At 40.7% G+C, this 15,125-nt stretch carries 14 protein-coding genes; all 14 read right to left on the reverse strand.

All coding sequences use genetic code 11. From position 1 onward, the window contains the following. Positions 1 to 245 precede the first annotated feature (245 nt). Positions 246 to 3,236 (reverse strand): TOTE conflict system archaeo-eukaryotic primase domain-containing protein, encoded by a 2,991-nt coding sequence (locus BN1938_RS10795; RefSeq protein WP_050640590.1) that lies wholly within the window; start codon positions 3,234 to 3,236, stop codon positions 246 to 248. A gap of 207 nt (positions 3,237 to 3,443) precedes the next feature. Then, positions 3,444 to 3,821: a hypothetical protein gene (locus BN1938_RS23695; protein WP_050640591.1), complete on the reverse strand. Its 378-nt coding sequence runs from the start codon at positions 3,819 to 3,821 to the stop codon at positions 3,444 to 3,446. A gap of 251 nt (positions 3,822 to 4,072) precedes the next feature. Then, positions 4,073 to 4,372, reverse strand: a complete 300-nt coding sequence (locus tag BN1938_RS10805; RefSeq protein WP_148487175.1) for a hypothetical protein — start codon at positions 4,370 to 4,372, stop codon at positions 4,073 to 4,075. Between the two features lie 109 nt (positions 4,373 to 4,481). Continuing rightward, a complete protein-coding gene (locus BN1938_RS10810; protein WP_050640592.1) occupies positions 4,482 to 5,735 on the reverse strand; it encodes an ATP-binding protein in 1,254 nt (417 codons plus the stop codon). 157 nt (positions 5,736 to 5,892) lie between these two features. After that, entirely contained in the window at positions 5,893 to 6,759 is an 867-nt protein-coding gene (locus BN1938_RS10815; RefSeq protein WP_050640593.1) for a DUF6615 family protein, read from the reverse strand. A gap of 230 nt (positions 6,760 to 6,989) precedes the next feature. Beyond that, positions 6,990 to 7,238: a hypothetical protein gene (locus tag BN1938_RS10820; RefSeq protein WP_050640594.1), complete on the reverse strand. Its 249-nt coding sequence runs from the start codon at positions 7,236 to 7,238 to the stop codon at positions 6,990 to 6,992. Positions 7,239 to 7,287: 49 nt separating this feature from the next. Then, positions 7,288 to 8,028, reverse strand: a complete 741-nt coding sequence (locus tag BN1938_RS10825; protein WP_050640595.1) for a hypothetical protein — start codon at positions 8,026 to 8,028, stop codon at positions 7,288 to 7,290. Between the two features lie 189 nt (positions 8,029 to 8,217). Beyond that, positions 8,218 to 8,820 (reverse strand): class I SAM-dependent methyltransferase, encoded by a 603-nt coding sequence (locus BN1938_RS10830; protein WP_050640596.1) that lies wholly within the window; start codon positions 8,818 to 8,820, stop codon positions 8,218 to 8,220. Between the two features lie 57 nt (positions 8,821 to 8,877). Continuing rightward, entirely contained in the window at positions 8,878 to 10,047 is a 1,170-nt protein-coding gene (locus BN1938_RS10835; RefSeq protein ID WP_050640597.1) for an HNH endonuclease domain-containing protein, read from the reverse strand. An 85-nt stretch (positions 10,048 to 10,132) separates the two neighbouring features. Then, entirely contained in the window at positions 10,133 to 10,951 is an 819-nt protein-coding gene (locus BN1938_RS10840; protein ID WP_330581563.1) for a DNA-3-methyladenine glycosylase family protein, read from the reverse strand. An 11-nt stretch (positions 10,952 to 10,962) separates the two neighbouring features. Further along, a complete protein-coding gene (nth, locus tag BN1938_RS10845) occupies positions 10,963 to 11,601 on the reverse strand; it encodes an endonuclease III domain-containing protein (protein ID WP_050640598.1) in 639 nt (212 codons plus the stop codon). A gap of 385 nt (positions 11,602 to 11,986) precedes the next feature. Next, the gene (locus tag BN1938_RS10850) at positions 11,987 to 13,102 is read right to left on the reverse strand and encodes a hypothetical protein (RefSeq protein WP_050640599.1); all 1,116 of its coding nucleotides are present in this window, start codon (positions 13,100 to 13,102) and stop codon (positions 11,987 to 11,989) included. Between the two features lie 72 nt (positions 13,103 to 13,174). After that, positions 13,175 to 13,687, reverse strand: a complete 513-nt coding sequence (locus BN1938_RS10855; RefSeq protein ID WP_050640600.1) for an SWIM zinc finger family protein — start codon at positions 13,685 to 13,687, stop codon at positions 13,175 to 13,177. An 86-nt stretch (positions 13,688 to 13,773) separates the two neighbouring features. Next, complete coding sequence (locus BN1938_RS10860; RefSeq protein WP_050640601.1) at positions 13,774 to 15,039, reverse strand: MFS transporter; 1,266 nt, start codon at positions 15,037 to 15,039, stop codon at positions 13,774 to 13,776. Positions 15,040 to 15,125 lie beyond the last annotated feature (86 nt).

Raw genomic sequence — 15,125 nt, forward strand, 5'->3', positions numbered from 1 at the left:
ACCGTTAGTCCAATATATGTCAATGCAAAATAATTTTTTAATATCTACAATAATGCAAGAACTTATTATGGCAGTTCGATAAGAGGTTCTCTTCTGACATTTTAACATGGTTTTGGCTGGCAGTACATCCATTTTCTTTCGGTGAATCGATGATTAATGGATACTCCAGATAAATTTCACTTCCTTAACACCATTCTCCCGCAATTTTGTTAAATACAGGAAAACGAAAGGACTCACTGCTCTCACTACCTCAGTTCCGTCACTCCCCTACTCCCTCCAAATGTCATCTCCATTAATTCCGCCGCAATGCTCATACTGCATATCCGCATCAGATTATCCTCTGCATCCTCCTTCGCCAAAAAGTTCATGCTCCCATACCACACAATTTCTTCATCTACAATTACATAATGCTCACAGAATTCCTCCGCAAGCTGAACATAAAATCCCGCTTTCCGCATGCGCTCGTGCAGTTCCATCCAATAGTCGCTCTTCCCATAACCATACGCATCCGGTGCCCAGGTTACAATGGTAACCTTTACACCTGCCTCCTGCCTGCTTCTCAACATTGAAATGATATGACTGACTTTCTGGCCGCTAATAACCGGACTTGAAATAATGATACTTTTATCAGCATTTATCAAATCCCGATTATAAACATCGGCATAGTTTTCATAATCAAAGATAGCATTTGCGTCCTGCTTTCCATTTTCTGCGTCCGTACAAATCTCATACCCAATCTGTTTATAAGCTCTCATCCGCTTCGCATACATATTGTCAAACATTGGAATATGGCTGTCAACATAGTCGTAAACGATGACATTTTCTTTTCCCTCATAATCACGGTTCAGGCGCCCGGCATACTGTTCTACAACGCCTTTCCATGCTACCGGCGCTGCCATGATCAGTGTGTCCAGCCTTGGAAAATCAAATCCTTCCCCGACTAATTTACCCGTGGCGACAAGTATCAATGATTCATGATCGGGAATCTTCTGCATTTGTTCCCGTATCGCTTTATGCTCTTTCTTAGAATTATTGCCTGTCATCAGAAATACGTGATCTGCATAGTCATTGAGGTGATGATACAGCCCCTCTGCATGATCTTTATATTTTGTCAAAACAACCGGAGTTCTCCCTTGTAAAACACATGATTTTACATCTTCTATTATCTGCCGGTCTCTCATCTCATTATTTCGGATGATTTCGTAGGCATCATTTGGATGTATTTTCTGTCCTGCACCACGTGGGACAACTGCTCTTGTAAAACGTGGATATACCAGATGGCCTATCTTCTGCTCTTTTGCCTTATCCTTGGCAGTAAATTGATACCTGATCGGCCCGATCAGCATATAATTGATTTTCTCAAGACCGTCTCCCCTCATCGGCGTGGCTGTCACTCCATAGACATACTTTGCCTTTACTTCATTCAGAATATTTACGATTCTGTCAGAAGCTGAATGATGGCATTCATCAACTATCACCATACCATATTCCGATAATCTGGGATGAAATTCGCCTTTTTTGCAAACAGAACCCACCATGGCAATGTCTATAATACCCGTAGTGGAATCATGCGGGCCCTGAAGCCTTCCGATCAAACTTTTTCGTTTTTTCTTCCTTCCTGTTTTTGTTTCATATTCAGGCATTTCTTCTTCAATAACAAGAAATTTTTCTAACGATTCTATCCATTGATCAATCAGTGTTGAGGATTCCAATAAAATGAGTGTACTTGTCTTCCGCTCTGCAATCAATGCGCTGCAGACTACCGTCTTACCAAATGCCGTAGCCGCATGCAGGATGCCGTTATCATAATGCAGTAGTTTTTCTACTGCCGGTTCCTGCTCTTTTCTAAGTTCGCCTGAAAAATTAATATTGATATGCCTCCCGGTAGCGCGTTCATCCACAACATCATATGGAGTTCCAGCTTCTTTACACTTTTCGATCAGTTCATCTAACAGCCCTCTCGGAATTTCAATATAGCCATTCTCATCCTTTCCAAAATATATCCATCTGGAATTTTCAAAGTTTGATAAGCCAATTGCCTGATTCTTGTAGAAAATTGGGTTGCTGAATGCAGCCAGTTTACGAATCTGATTCTGGATAGCCGGTTTCAGATTTATAGTATCGACATACAGCCCATTTGACAGAACAACATTTAACTTGCCATCTACATCCGCTGCATGGAATTTTCTATTTCTATTCCACGGCTTTGAACGGTTACCATCTTCATTCGTCCTTTCACAGCCATTCTCTGCCACTGTATACTCAGGCTCCCATTCCTTTATCTTTTCCTCAAGAAAATCTTTCGTGAGTCGGGGCGTACCCATTAATACCGACCATTGATCCGGATATGCATTCCATTTTTCATCAATAAATGCACTATTCCCCTCCAGTAATGCCTTGCCCTGTAACGGAAGTGCAATCAAATTGCCCAAACCGCCTTTCGGCAGGTGATCTTGTGCTGGCAGCATTCTATCATAGTATTTGAAAGATTTTAGATTTACTTCCTCCGCACCTTTTTCAAGTAAAGCGAAACCAAATTTTCTGACTAATGCAGCCGATACCGGCTTATCCAAGAAAATCCATAGATGTGCACCTCTGCCGGAGCGGGAGCGTTCAAGCAGGAAATAGATCCCGTTCAAATCACAGATTCTGCACATCGCATTTACCTCATTCCGCCACTCTTCATCAGTATTCGCAAAATCTTTCTTTTCTGCACTTTTCTCATGGTTATCGAAGTCAAATACTAAGAAACGGCAGGTGTTATCTGTAAGTAAAGGATAAACTCCTATTACATCAGATGCTTCATATGATTTTCCCAATAGATGTGCTTTAATCTGGCGGATCGTAAGCCTGCTCCAGTCCCTGTATTCACAATCCATGCATTTTATTTTCGTACCGCTTTTTCTATAACATCTCTCAGACCAAAAGTTATTGCACTGGGGATAATAATTCACTTCGCCCGTTGATTTCTTAATTGTTCGTTTGCTGTAAACATCCTGGCGTCCCCAGAACCTTGCGTAAAATCGATTTGCCATTTCATCTGTGATCTGAGCTGGGTGAATGATCCGCGAGCCCTGGTTTGGATCGTATTCTTCATCTTCTTCGTATGAGTCGAGTCTTGCGATTGCCTCTGTATATGAAATGCTTTCTTTCTCCAGCAGTGATTTTAATATTTTATTTTCTTTCCGCAGTCTATTCACCTGCTGTCGTAGTTGATCAAGTTCGTCATTACTCATACTCTTACCTCATACCGTTTCCCTCGGTAATGTCAAATTCACTACCTGTTTTTATTGTTAAACCTTGATTTTATGGGAGTTTGCAAAGAATGAGCAATGACCTCCCTTTTTTTGGTATAATGTCAATCGCCAAACCAACCTTATACAAAAGGAGACATTGCTCATGGACATTATAATTTATTTACTAGGCATTATTCAATACCTTTATTAAATGAATTGCTGGTTATTAAATTTTATCTGCAGATATATCCCACTCAAGCAGTGGCTTTTGATGATTCCCATTCTCCCAAATATCAAAAATTCAAAATTGATGAACTCCCACGTGTCACTGACTTCCGGCAGGACTGGACTTACAAGGAACTCATCCCTTACTTTGAAAAATGTTACGCTAAGAAAATACGCCCCGTCAGCCGCCGCTCTGAATGTGACATCCCGGTCAGCTGCATCTGCCCCCGCTGTTGCGCCCCCAAGCCTTTCCTCTACAAGAATAACGTTTCCAAAGGGCAGCTTCTCTGTAAGGTCTGTGATGCAAAGTTCTCTCAAGAGGAAAGCCGCTTCTCTTCTGTAAAACTGCGTTGCCCACACTATGGGAACACCCCGCCAAATTACAACATCTCTGATGGTATGTATGGTACTGTACCCTCTGCCATCACTCTGCAACTTAATCAGCCAGCCTTTTGCTTCCGATAGTTTTACCTTGTCAATCCGCTTGTTTCCAAAAGTTTCTTTCTTGATAATATTGATTACAAAGTTGTAATTCGCCTCGGTATTATGCCTTACACCAGTTTTCTGTGAGATATTTTTTCACCAGTTCTAAAACCGTCATATTTCCAGCATCAGAGAAACTCTATTTTCATCATATCAGAACGCTTACGCAACGTACGACCAACCTTATTTTCATAAGCATGTTTATAAATATATTTATGAAGCCAGTTGTTCAATTGCCTGTCATAATAAGTATTATACTGAATCTCTATCGGATAATGGTAATTGCTTAACTGGAAATAAACATGGACTCCTCTATACCCATCATCATTAGCCTTACCATCAGACAAATCCGCTACACGAATATTTTTACAATCGCCAAGATCCAGTATATCTTCATAATTATCACATAAAGCTCGAAATCCCAGCATATCATCAAAAACCTTCCTTGCTTGGTGGTCTGGATAATATTTTTTATATTTTAATCACAATCCTTATTCTCCTTCATATCTTAAAAATATTCTCTCCCCGAATTCTCAATTACTTTATTACGTACTTAGTACCTCTTCCCCTACCTTCAACTTTTATGACACCTTTTTGTCCCATATCTTTCAACAACTGTGTTGTCTTTGATTTGCCAAACGGGACATACGGTGCAATTTCGCTAATTGATTTTAATATTGTTTTACTTAAAACTTTATATATCTTTTTCTCATCTTCCGTTAAATTTAAATTCTCCTCAAAAACCGGAAGTACCATCTTAATTGTATTTTCTGATATTTCAAATTCTGGTTTTTTCAGTCCCTCTTCATAGAGTTGTTTTATTCTTGTAATGCCTGTTCCGAATATCTCAACAAACCCTAATCTATAAAATACGTTTGCAAGATTTCTATTTCTTAGAACTGAAATTTTACCTGATAAATATTCTTCTTCCGTTATTCCGGAGGGCAATCCTCCTGGTGAAATAACTTCTATCCTATCATCAAACATTAGAACTCTTATTTGTGATTCTACATCCCACATTCTATGAATCAAAGCATTTGCAATTGCTTCTCGAAATGCAGCTTCTGGTATTATTTCGATCTTCTTTCTATCGGCTCCCTGTATTTCTTCATATTGATAATAATCTCTAAATACATCTAACGTTTTGTCATATACATCCAATACTGATATCTTTTCAAATGTTGCTCTCTTTTGAATGATACTGATATTTTCACCAAATTTTACCATATCAATTCCCGGAAAATGATTTTTATCTGCCAAAATACCAGCAGCATTATTATATCCATTGAATCTGTCATATAGGTTCAATGTTTTTAATGTATCTTGATTAAATGTTTCGATCTGAATACTTTCTTTTAATTTTTGATGCAAGATTTCGAAAGCTAAATCCTGTTCTTTATATGGCAACTCTTCAAATCCGATGTTTTTTCCTTCCAAAATAAGTCTTGAAAATTCTAGCGTATCTACCTCTATTGTCGCTGTATCGTTTCGCTTATATGCTTTTGATTTGTATAAATACGGCTTTTGACCACCACTTTTTACGGTAAGCTTGATCGTTTTATCATTATTTTGTATTTCCAGAGTATAATTAGGTTGTGGAGAAATACTATCATTAATTTTATTTTCAATGTCCAAACATGCTTGTTTTATGTCCGGCACTCCTTTAATGTTACCAGCGTCATCGATTCCAAAAAAAATTTCTCCTCCATCATAATTTGAAAAGGCACTTACTGTTTTTAAAAACGTGTTTGTTATTGTTTCTTTGAATTCTATAACCCTTGTTTCACGCATACTGTGCATATCCTTTCCATTTTCTTGTTTATATTATATGCAAAAGTGCGCAAAAAATCAATCGTATTTTTTTGCGATTGATTTTGCGCACTTTTAATACTGTATACTTTTAATACGATAATCAGTTACTATATCATGCAGGGCAATTTGCCCCATTTCACTCGCGCAGATCAATAACAGCTAATCCGCCAATCTCTCCCATCTCAAACTTCATTTCTCTCTCAAGCCAGCTAAGATCTTGCCCCTGGCGTTCGACAAAAATCTTTAAGTAATTCGGTATTCCTCTTCCACTGTGCTTAATGCCATATACCCCGTCTTTGTATTGAGAGTCCATTCCGCCTAATTTTATCAATCTCTGATTGAGTTTATTAAATATATGATCGCTCTTGCTCAGATCCTGAAATAATTTATCTAAAAGAGATAATTTCAATGAATGATTTAGTACCTCTGTATCAAATATTTTATGTCTTGGCAAATTAAAAAGAATCTCACTAATACTTCCAGCATCTGATAAAAAACATCCGTTAATGCAGTCTTCACACCATCTGAGTGTTTCTTCCCCTATGAATTGAATATTTTTTATTTGTTCTGTTATGTCCGGCTGCGTGGTCGTGTAGAACATATATAAAGGATACGCATTTCTATATCTGGCTTCATTCAAAAGCAAATCTATCTGGAATCCATTTTTATTACCATAACTTAATAATGAATAATTATCCTGATTATTTGGCCATAACTTTTTAGCCTGTACCAAAAATCTATAGCCATTATACTTATCTTTATAATAAGGATCCGCCGTTAATATCCACCACTCCCAATCCGCTCCATTCGTTGATTCTTCATGGCGTGAAAATGCCTTATAATAAATATTGGGATTGCTGCTTGATATATCATATAGCAGCCAATCTGTCAGAGACTCTTCTTTTACATGCACCTGCTTCAGTAACCATTCATAAATAAAAGCAGAACACTGATGGAACATAAGCTCTTCTTCCTCTTCTCCAATAACTACTACTCTTTTCATTAGTGCTTTTCCTCCCGGGTTAGTGCAATCAAATTGCCCAAACCGCCTTCTGGCAGGTGATCTTGTGCTGGCAGCATTCTATCATAGTATTTAAAAGATTTTAGATTTACTTCCTCCGCACCTTTTTCAAGATTGTTATACTATGCAATAAGACCTGCCTGATATTGCTGTATTATTATCAACCTTTTGTTTCATAAAGCTTTTTACTACTTCCCCATATAAAAAATATCTTAATCCACCGAATCTTGACTCTTCCCAGCTTCTTTTCTTCTCTTCTTCAGCGCAGCCTTCCTCTGGCGAGTTTCATACATATCCCGAATCCACACCTTAACCGGCGCCTTCCACTGTTCCTTGGGACTTGGAATATTCTTGATCAGGCTTTTCGGATTCAGCCCCATTTCTTTTGCCATGCGGATGTCTTCCTCTGACAACCTGCATTTCTTCTTCGCTTCTGCCCATAACTCCTTCTTATATGCCATTTCGATTCCTTTCTGATTATCCGTTGTATCTTTCTTAAATTCTGCCGTATTACTTCAGGTGGCTCATATGAGCCCAGATTTGATAATCTATACTGCGTACATTTATATTTCTATGTTTCTTTTTCAGATATTCAGCGGCCTCGGCAATCATCTTCTGCGCTTCTACCGGTTTTACTTCACGGCTAAAAAATCCATTTAAAAATCGAATTATATGCCTGTCCGGTTTTAACAAACTTGAATCACCGCAGAGCATTTTGAGATAAGCAAGAGAGATTCCGCTTCCCTGTCCTTTTACCGCTTGATACTTCTTTGCAATACTTTCATTGAATTTTTCAGTAAAATCCTGCAGTGTTTCGATACCGTTTTTCTGCATTATTTTTGCACAATTAAGAACAGCCTCTGATTTTAAGATTCCATTTTTACTTGATGTTCTCTGTTCATTTTCTACTACATATCTTGCAAAGTCCAGTACCCCCGTCTCTTCAATATTTTCTATTAATTGACTGATTGTATGCTGTTTATCTGCCGGAGAAAAAGCATCGCTCTGCCTGTACTGCTGAATGTTATATTTTTTACAGTATTTTATTACTACATTGTATGTTAAAGTATAAGTAACACCAATTGAATAAATTGCGTCTAAAAGGCATAGTGGCAGGCATGAGTAAAAATACTCTTTCGGCAGTTCTATTTTATCTAAGTCAAACTGGCTTTCCAAATAATCTGCCAACGTAATATTATCTGACACAAGGTGATCATCTGAATAAGAAGGCATATAGTTCCCATCTTGCATTTGGATTTCCTCTTTTCTATAGTGATTATTTTACCATTTTATTACGTCTAATGTGTTTTCACAATATGCAATACTAAATGCAACTTCTCATATCAGTCTCTACCCATCATAAATATTTTCTATACACTCAGACCGTGTCTTCAAGTAGAATGTATATCTCTGTCTGACAGTTAATTCGAGCTATTCATTCTATTTTTCGATTACTTTTATAATAATAGCATTCAGCCATCTTTCAGATTTATGCTCTACCCGCACATCCTTTGTAATCCACCACTCATCTAATATATATCCACCTTGTTCCGAGAGTATTTGTGACAGTTCTTCCTGTGTAAGATCACAAAAATACCGGTCACCAGACCATCTTTCAGAAATCCCGTATTTCCATGAGGCATATAGGACGCCTCCCTCTCTTAAGGCAGTCATCATTTTCCCGATTATCTCCGGTAACTTATCTCTCTTTACATGCAGCAAAGAGGCGCAGGCCCATATACCGTCAAACGCCTCTTGATAATCCATATCCTCAAAACGGAACTGCACTACCTTCTGGCCGGTCAGTCGTTCAGCAGCTTTACACATCGACTCTGATGCATCGGCAGCCGTCACCTGATATCCCTGTTGTATAAACCAATAGCTATCGCGACCACTGCCGCAGCCCGCATCCAATATATGCGCACCTGGCTCCATGTATTTTAAAAAGCGGCCGTAAACTTCTGACATATCAGCCTTCCAGGTGTTTTCTATAAATTCCTCTGCATGCTCATTATAATAGGTGATTGTCTTACTATCTTCCATCCGTATTTCCCGCCTTCCATAAACTTTCTGGATTTCTTATTTATTTCAAGGAAGCAGCTACAGAATCAAATCCGCAGGACATTTCCATAATCCATATCCCTGCAGCAAGGCGGATTCATGCAGTGGTTTTAAATTATGTTCAAGTATATTCGTAAATCTTTCCTCCGTGTTTCCCTCGATAAATAAGGTTTCACTTGCCCATATTGCATTGAGATTATCTCTCCTGCAATTTTCGAATTTTTTACGGATACCGGGATTGCTGAAAACAATTTTATATAAGTAATACTGATTGCCAGCCAGCCCCGGAAAATAGCTGTCCCATTCGGGAAGTCTGTTATTCTTGCTGGAATTCAGCCGCTTCTCCATTGGCGTTAAGTTCCATAATTCGTCATTTGCGATGTATGACCGTGGAACAAAGTGATCCAAGTCATAACTTTTAAGATCCAATTCTTTTCCTGAGTAGATATCATATATCGGAGAGCCGCCTGTTTCGACCGCACTCTTCCATAGCTCTCTGGCGTGATGCAATTTCCGGACCTTGTTATTCTCGCGCTCTAATTTATATATGATGCCGGGAACCCCCGGGTTACGGTCCTGCAGAAAACGGATTTTCTTTAATTGGATCCAGCTGTATATTACGGGATAGTTATCCAGAATCAGCTGCCTCCAGTGCGGATTTATTCGGATCTTTTTCTGCAGTCCTTTTCCATCAATAATGGTGTAGAGAAGCGATGTTTTTTCATTCATCCGATTGATATACTCAATCAGCCTCCCCCGCTGGTTCCAAAGTTTGTTCCCGCCTCCGAGCTCATCCAGGAAAGATGACAAAAGCCTGTACGGAACGCAGTTCGTAAGGTTCGTTTTATCACTTCTCAGTTCCTTTTCATTCAGCTTGATGGCCGCTATAATGTCTTCCCTTTCTGCATCTTGTGGTAAATCCGTGTTCTTAGCCAGAGTGTTAATGGCATGTTCAAGAAAATTCTCTGTTTTGTTTTTTATAACCGGTCCCAGATGGAGGTGAAAACAGGTGACTGTATACCAGGCCCCGCAGATCATTTCATTAATAATAGCATCAAAACTTACCACTTCGTTATCCCTAATTAAATTCAGGATTGCTTCGAGCCAATAGAATTTATAACACTGGGAAGGGTCATCCAGCATTTTTGCAAATTTAATTGTATCTAGATTATTTTCATAAATAATTTCTGAATCCAATTTTAATTCCATACTCATGTTTCCACCAATCCCTTACCTGACAAATTTACCGCCGCTCAATCCGTCATCGATCTTCTTTTGTATATGAATCAAGCCGTTATTTTCCCAGAAGCTCATAATAGAATATATACTGCTGCATAACCCCTTCACAGCCCTTATACCGCCTTTTCGGAAACCCTTTCGGATAATGCTGTTTTAATGCCTGATTAATATGAGTGTCTACTGGAAAAGCCTGGAGGTGATGGAGCGCAAACAGACAGATACAGTCAGCCACCTTTTCGCCTACGCCGAATAGCTTCAACAGCTCTTCTTTTGCCTTTTTATACGGCATCTGCCGGATCTCATCCAGGGATATATCACCATTTACCACGCTTTTGGCTGTCCTGACCACATATTTGCTCCTGTATCCCAGATTGCAGGCCTTCAGCTCGTCCTCATCCAGGCAGGCCAAAGCCTCCGGTTTCGGAAACGTATTATAAATGTTGCCGTCAGCATCCTGTTTTCTATCCCCGTATTTTTCGCTGATATTTTGTATGCACCTTCTGATCCGGACAATATTATTCTGCTGGGATATCAGAAACGACACAATCATCTCCCATAAATCCTGATGCAGGATGCGGATGCCGCTGCCAAATTCTGAGGCAGACAACAGATACCGGTCACGCTGGCTGATACATTTTTGATAGTCTTCATAGTCAGTATCCAGGTCAAAATAGTGCTTCCAATAATTTTCGTATTCTGCCTCATCACAATAAAATGTGCATTGGTTCCCGCTCTGCCGGACTTCCAGATATCTCTCCCCGGCGATCACGGAATATGTATCTTCCCCCTTCTGGCTCATCCGAAAACACTGTCCGGAATCGCAGATCTGGGATATATCAAAATAATTCAGTGTTTTTTCAGTCATTGCTTTCATCCGTATCTCTTCTACTCCACTCCTGACTTTGCGCAGATATCCGCAAGACAGCATTTATCACAGTGCGGCTTTGTCCGTGCCGTACAGACATCCCGTCCGTGGTATACAAGCCTGTGGCAGAAGTCACTCCCTTCCGCCGGCGGTATAAGCTTCCACAAGGCCATCTCTACTTTTTTAGGATCTTTTATTTTGTCTACCAGTCCAATGCGGTTTACCAGGCGGATGCAATGTGTGTCTGTCACAATCGCCGGCTCACCGAATACGTCCCCCATGATTAGATTGGCGCTTTTTCTTCCTACCCCCGGAAGCTTCAGCAGCTCATCAAAGGTTTTCGGTATGCCGCCGCCATATTGTTCCTTTAATATTTTCATGCAGGCGCTGATGTCTCTGGCCTTGCTTTTGCCAAGCCCGCATGGCTTTACGATGCGCTCAATATCCTCCACATCGGCTTGGGCAAGCGCATTCACATCCGGGTACTTTGCATATAAATCCTCTACCACCACATTTACCCGGGCATCTGTACACTGTGCTGCCAGACGCACACTCACAAGCAGTTTCCATGCCTGGTCATAGTCCAGGGTACAGTCCGCATCCGGATATTCCTTTTTCAGACGTTCTATGATTTCCAATGCTAATTCTTCTTTTGTCATCTTGATCCTCCAATTAAGAATTTATCAAAATCTGTTTGCTTACCCTCCGCCTATAGAGGTGGGAGGATTATCCGCTTTCAAGATTAATCTTCTTCTATTATAACAACCTTGCACATTGCTTTCCAGTTATAATTCTCTGCGTTTCTATTATAGATCAAAGTGGGCAAGCCCACATGGTCTTCCCACCCCCTCACTCATGTGGGGCTTGCACACTTTGGCGCCGCTTTGCGGCTATATACCTTATCATGGCGTGTGCATCCCCCGGAGGGTTTTATATAATTAGCAAGTGCTAAGCACTTTCCTATTATATAAGAAACAGAGCCGCAGCTCCATAGAAGTTTCTTCCACTATGAAACAACAGCTCTTAACTTTTTTTCATGAAATGTTATAAGTCCTTTATCTCTTCCATCATAGCTCTTCGTTTCCGATACTTATATCTCCAGGATCCCACAATCCGTTCCACGATTTCCGCCCCGCCTCTGAACTCCTTCATATGGGACAAAATCTGTACTATCTCCTTGTACGTTGATCGGTTGCTGGCCCGATCCGCCATCCCTTCTATATTGTCTGCATATATCTGAACTATCTCTTCGGCATATTCTTTCTGTAATATTTTCTCATAACGGCGCAGTATGTTTAAACTTCCCGATTTTTTTATCGCCTCCAGCAAACGCCCATAAAGCCCTTCTTCCTGCAGCAATTCATATAAATGCTGCTCGCCATAAGGCGCCGTAAAAACTGCTTCCCGCTTCTGTTCCCATTCTTTACTTGTAAACAAAGCCTTATATTCCTCATAGTCTTCCTTCGAGGCCCATGATTCATTTAGGATGATGTCTTTTAATTCTGCACGGTACTTCTCCACATCCCCCATCTGTTTATAAATCTGCATCAGAGTGCGTCTGTATTCCATTACCAGGACAGGTTTGCCTTTTGACTGTTCCAAACTTTCCTTGATAAGACCGATTGTCTGTTCATAAGCGCCTGCCTTCTGGCCCTTGCTGATCCAATATCTCCGTACGTCATCCAGATTCCAGTACTGCCGCGAAAATTCCGTCAATTCAGTGTCCGAATACCCCAGCTCTTCCATAAAATATAGTATATCTGTCACACAGGTACTTATTGTGTAAGAATCCTCCCAGGTGACCTTCCGGCTATCACATTTCTTTAATGCCTCTTCAACAATGTTCAACATTTCTGTGATATATTCTCTTTCGTCAAAGAAGTCCTGCATAAACCCCCAGGCCCTTTCTGACCGGTAATGCACTCCACTTCTGCTTACGATATCTTTTAAACCTGAGAATATCATATCCCCGATACTCTGTTCACCGCAATCATCCAATAACTCTTCCCATATTTCAGTACAAAATTCAAGAATCTCATCTGTTACGCCGTCTGATTCGTCGACGGCCACATATTCAAGCTCTTTATATAAATACAGCGACAGTTCAAAAACCTCTTGATAGCAGCCACGCTTCATCAGTTTCCCCGTTATATCCCCCATGATCCTGTATATCTGTTTTTCCAGTTTTGAGGCATGGTAATAGTCCAGGTATCCGTACTCCTGGCACTGTTTTTAGAAAATCTTATCGATCTGACTTTTGAATATCTCCATCATTTCCCGGCTGTCGCTGAATTCATACTGGATTTTGAATTTCTCATATAAGTTCTTATCCTTGTACAGAAGTTGTTTGACATAATCTCTGAGATCAGCTTCACTCACACGGTCAACGGAAGCGGAGATTTCCTGTCTCCTGTGTTCTGTATCCGGGATGTCACCGGCTTTTCCGGAATCACTTGCAGATCTGCTGCTCCCGGCAGCCATACATTGATTTGTAAGCTCATACAGAACCGCCGCCATATGCTTACAGTATCTTCCCTCCTCTGCATAAGGGCAGTCACAATACATCTCCAGCACTTCATCATCATCTACTATAATTTCCACTTCATAATTGTATGAGCCGTTTATAATTGCCTCATAGCCATCTTCTGTAGACAAGACATCGGAAACCAATCCTTCGGCCCAGTAATCATAGCCTCTTTCTAATATCTTGGAAGAAAACAAATTTTCCCATCCCTCATATATCATATGTACTGCCTCCATATCACTTTTTTTAATTATATCACTCCGTGTGATGGAAATCAGCATGCTTCTGCAATATATTCAGTTTAAACTCAGAATATTGGCTGCATTTCACCCCCAAGCTCTCCTGACGCTTTCCTGCTGTACCACGCAATCAGAAGCCCAAGCGCAGCCGCCGCGTAAAAGATAATAAATACCCCATGATCCAGCTTCTCAAACAGAAAACCATAGACCATCTGCCCAACCGGCTGTGCACAGGTTGATACCGCAATGATCCAGGATATTACTTTTCCGATCATTTCCTGCGGCACTGTCATTTGGATATAGGACATAATCTGGATGGTGTATATAGATGATAATGCCATGATAACCATTCCTACTGCCGTCAGCGCCGCATACGTCAGATATGCCGGACCGTCTATCATCAAAATGACACCGATAGGCCCCAGGAGAATTCCACAGTATGCTATCAGTCTCCAACTATTCCCCACTTTCAGTCTTGCCCCCAGCACACCGGCTCCCACTCCGCCTGCCAGTCCGCCGACCGCCAGTGCCGCCTGCATGAATCCATACAGTCTGGATGCTTCGCTCTCTGAAAACCTCAGCAGCTGCATAACGATTACAGGAAGCCCTATAATCATCAGGGAGGACATCACCAGATTTACCCCCGCACAGCAAAGTGTCAGCTTTCCGATCTCAGACTTTTCACAGCTGATGTAAGATATGCTTTGTTTTAAATCTGCAGCTGCCTCACGCAGTACGGAGACATTCCGTGTCCTACGTGAAGAGGGGATATGAATAAAGAGTTCCATGACCGCCGATAAAAAGAAACATCCTGCAGCCATAGCCAAAACCGGGTAAATCCCCCATAAACTGTATGCAATTCCTCCAAGTGCAGGCCCCAGAAGACCTGAAAGCGAAGATACCATATTAATGACTGCATTTGCCTGCATCACTCTTTCACCGGACACCAACACCGGTATGCTGGCCTGCACGGAAGGCTGGTAAGCGCCGGATATGCCGTAAAGCATAAACAGCATCACCATAACAAGCCCCGTTATATTAACTTTTCCGTAAAATAGTAAAAAGAGGATTGTCAGGGCCGAAGTAAAAAAGTCCAAAAATACCATGATATTTCGCTTATTTACCCGATCCGCTATGATACCTCCGATGGGTGACATTACCGCCAGAGGAATAAATGCGCACCCGGAAACAACACCAAGTACCGCCGCTGAACCCGTTACGTTCAGCAGATGAATCGGCAATGCAAATCTCATAACCGCATTGCCGAACAACGAAATAATCTGACCGGCCACGACCAGCCAAAAATCTTTTGAGAATCCTTTTTTTTGCTTCATATATTCTGCCTCCATTTTTTGTTTTAGATACCGACCGTTGGTATGTATATATTCAAAAATTATCTGTCCTGTTCAGGCAGGACAGA

This window comes from Eubacterium sp. SB2 (assembly GCF_001244405.1).
In the GTDB taxonomy this organism is placed as follows: Bacteria; Bacillota; Clostridia; order Lachnospirales; family Lachnospiraceae; genus Faecalicatena; species Faecalicatena contortus_B.

What these genes read in the sequence shown, in the direction of transcription:
- BN1938_RS10795 (WP_050640590.1), bottom strand. Translation starts at nt 3,236, where the DNA reads ATGAGTAATGACGAACTTGATCAACTACGACAGCAGGTGAATAGACTG.
- BN1938_RS10805 (WP_148487175.1), bottom strand. Translation starts at nt 4,372, where the DNA reads ATGCTGGGATTTCGAGCTTTATGTGATAATTATGAAGATATACTGGAT.
- BN1938_RS10810 (WP_050640592.1), bottom strand. Translation starts at nt 5,735, where the DNA reads ATGCGTGAAACAAGGGTTATAGAATTCAAAGAAACAATAACAAACACG.
- BN1938_RS10815 (WP_050640593.1), bottom strand. Translation starts at nt 6,759, where the DNA reads ATGAAAAGAGTAGTAGTTATTGGAGAAGAGGAAGAAGAGCTTATGTTC.
- BN1938_RS10820 (WP_050640594.1), bottom strand. Translation starts at nt 7,238, where the DNA reads ATGGCATATAAGAAGGAGTTATGGGCAGAAGCGAAGAAGAAATGCAGG.
- BN1938_RS10825 (WP_050640595.1), bottom strand. Translation starts at nt 8,028, where the DNA reads ATGCAAGATGGGAACTATATGCCTTCTTATTCAGATGATCACCTTGTG.
- BN1938_RS10830 (WP_050640596.1), bottom strand. Translation starts at nt 8,820, where the DNA reads ATGGAAGATAGTAAGACAATCACCTATTATAATGAGCATGCAGAGGAA.
- BN1938_RS10835 (WP_050640597.1), bottom strand. Translation starts at nt 10,047, where the DNA reads ATGGAATTAAAATTGGATTCAGAAATTATTTATGAAAATAATCTAGAT.
- BN1938_RS10840 (WP_330581563.1), bottom strand. Translation starts at nt 10,951, where the DNA reads ATGAAAGCAATGACTGAAAAAACACTGAATTATTTTGATATATCCCAG.
- nth (WP_050640598.1), bottom strand. Translation starts at nt 11,601, where the DNA reads ATGACAAAAGAAGAATTAGCATTGGAAATCATAGAACGTCTGAAAAAG.
- BN1938_RS10850 (WP_050640599.1), bottom strand. Translation starts at nt 13,102, where the DNA reads ATGGGGGATATAACGGGGAAACTGATGAAGCGTGGCTGCTATCAAGAG.
- BN1938_RS10855 (WP_050640600.1), bottom strand. Translation starts at nt 13,687, where the DNA reads ATGATATATGAGGGATGGGAAAATTTGTTTTCTTCCAAGATATTAGAA.
- BN1938_RS10860 (WP_050640601.1), bottom strand. Translation starts at nt 15,039, where the DNA reads ATGAAGCAAAAAAAAGGATTCTCAAAAGATTTTTGGCTGGTCGTGGCC.